Source organism: Micromonospora sp. ATA51 (assembly GCF_016802855.1).
In the GTDB taxonomy this organism is placed as follows: domain Bacteria; phylum Actinomycetota; class Actinomycetes; order Mycobacteriales; family Micromonosporaceae; genus Micromonospora; species Micromonospora sicca.
Window position 1 is genome coordinate 1 of the sequence record NZ_JAEVHJ010000547.1, and the last position, 2,524, is coordinate 2,524.

Genomic DNA, 2,524 nt, shown 5'->3' on the forward strand with positions numbered 1-2,524 from the left:
GCCCACCGGCCAGGCCCACCTGGAGGGCTCGATCGGGGCGTGGACGTCGCCACCGACCTCAGCGGCGCCGGGCCGGCCATCGCGGTCAACAGCGCGGGCGTGACGTTCAGCGGCGACGCGGCGGTGGTGACGTGGGCGGCGGAGGTCGCCCGGATCGCCCCGGCCGGTCAGCCGGGCTGGATCTTCGGCTCCCCGAACGGCACCCACCTCGCCATCGGGCAGCTCGTCCTCGGCGGGAAGGCCAGCCTGGGCGCCGGCCGCGACGACGTGGAGCTGACGTCCAGGCCGGCCGGGCCGAGCTGGTGGTCCGCCCCGGCGACGGCGACGGGCTGCTCGGCAAGCTGCTGCCCGCCGACGGGCTGCGGATCGGCCTCGACCTCGGCCTGGCCTGGTCGATGCGGGGTGGCCTGCACCTGTCGGGCGCGGCGGCGCTGGCCGCCGAGTACCCGGTGCACCTGTCCTGGCACGGCCTCGGCGTGCAGGGGCTGCGGATCGCGCTGACGGCGTCCACCAGCACCCGGGCGCTCAGCCTGGTGATCAGCACCACCGTCCACGCCACGCTGGGTCCGCTGCACGCCGTGGTGGAGAACATCGGCGTCAGCGCCGACCTGACCTTCCCGCCGGCCCTGCCGGCCGGATCCGGCGCGCAGGCCAGCGCCGGCAACCTCGGCGCGGCCGACCTGCGACCGAAGTTCAAGGGCCCGGACGGGGTCGGGCTGCGGATGGACAACGGCATCGTCTCCGGCGGTGGCTACCTCTTCGTCGACGAGCCCCGCGGCATGTACGCCGGCGTGCTCCAGCTCGGCATGACCTCCACCACGCCGCTGGCCCCGATGAAGGGGTTCCGGCTCCAGGCCACCGCCATCCTCAACATCCGCAACCCGGACGGCAGCCGGCTCGCCGAGGCCGACGGCACGCACACCTTCTCCCTGCTGCTGGCCGGCACGTACGAGTGGTTCCCCGGGCTGATGCTCTTCTGGGGCATCTCCATCACCGGGCTCGGACTGGTCGTCGGCTGGAACCGGCGGACCAACCCGGAGGAGGTGCGCAACGCCGCCCGCGCCGGCACCCTGGACGCCCTGCTCTTCCCGCAGGACCCGGTCGGCAACGCGCCCGCCGTGATCGCCACCCTCAGCCGGATCTTCCCGGTGGACACCACCGGCACCGTCCTCGGGGCGATGGTGCGGCTGAACTTCCTCGGCGGGCAGGTCGTCGCCGACCTCGCGGTGCTGGTGGAGTTCCCCGACCCGGTGCGCATCCTGCTGCTGGGCAAGCTGGTCATCGACTTCAAGGAGGCCGGGAAGTTCCGGCTCGACTCGGCGGGGGTCGTGGACTTCGCCCGCCGGGAGATCAGCGTCGACGCCGCGCTGATCGACTCCAAGCTGTTCGGTCGCCCGGTCTCCGGCGAGATGGCGCTGCGCGCCCGGTGGGGCGAGGGCCGCACCTTCGCCGTCTCGATCGGCGGCTTCCACCCCCGTTACCCGGCACCGCCCGGGTTCCCGCCCGTCAAGCGGTTCGCCATCGCGCTGCAGAAGTCCGGCAAGGGCCTCGGCCTCACGGCGTACCTCGCCGTCACCAGCAACACCGCGCAGTTCGGGGCGGAGCTGAAGCTGCACTTCGAGGGCGGCGGGTTCGTCATCGACGGCCGGGCCTGGCTGGACGTGATGTTCCAGTTCAAGCCGTTCTGGTTCACCGCCGAGATCGGCGCGACGGTGTCGCTGAAGTACAAGGACAAGGAGCTGCTGGCGATCAATCTGATCGTCGGGGTGAGCGGGCCCGGGCCCTGGCGGGCCTGGGGCGAGGCCCGGATCAAGTTCCTGTTCTGGGAGGTGTCGGCGAAGTTCTCCTGGACCGACGGGAAGACCGCCGCCGAGGACGAGCCGACGTACGTCGACGCCGGCGAGGCGCTGCGCGCGGCGCTGTCCACCCCGGACGCCTGGGAGGTCCGCCCGGCGCTCACCGCCGGCGAGCCGGTGACGCTGCGGGACCTGGCCGGCTGGGCCGGACCGGTGCTGCTGCAGCCCGGGGCGCTGCTGACGGTCCGGGAGAACGTGCTGCCGCTGGACACCGACCTGTCCCGGATGGGCACCTCCCGGATCAGCGGGCCGAACCGGTTCACGCTGACCACCGTGGACGTCGGGGCGGGCGACGAGAAGCTGGCCGGCCGGCTCGGCGACGTCGTCGAGGACGACTTCGCGCCCGGTCAGTTCCGGGATCTGTCGCCGGAGGAGCAGCTCACCACCCCCGGGTTCGTCCGGCTGGCGGCCGGGCGGACGGTCGCGCTGCCCGCGGACACCACGCTGCCCGCGGCCGACCTGACCACCTTCGCCGGCCTGGCCGACGACTCGGCGTACGACCGGATCGTCATCGACGACCCGGACGCCGCCGGACGACCGCTGCCGGCACAGCGAAGCCTGCTGGCCGGCGGCGACGTCGTCGAGGACGACTTCGCGCCCGGTCAGTTCCGGGATCTGTCGCCGGAGGAGCAGCTCACCACCCCCGGGTTCGTCCGGCTGGCGGCCGG

General features: G+C 73.5%; 1 protein-coding gene. It reads left to right on the plus strand.

Features of this window, described 5'->3' with window-relative positions; genetic code table 11:
- Window positions 1-302 precede the first annotated feature (302 nt).
- The coding region (locus JNW87_RS37475; RefSeq protein WP_238455354.1) for a DUF6603 domain-containing protein at window positions 303-2,524 on the plus strand (2,222 nt) is incomplete at its 3' end.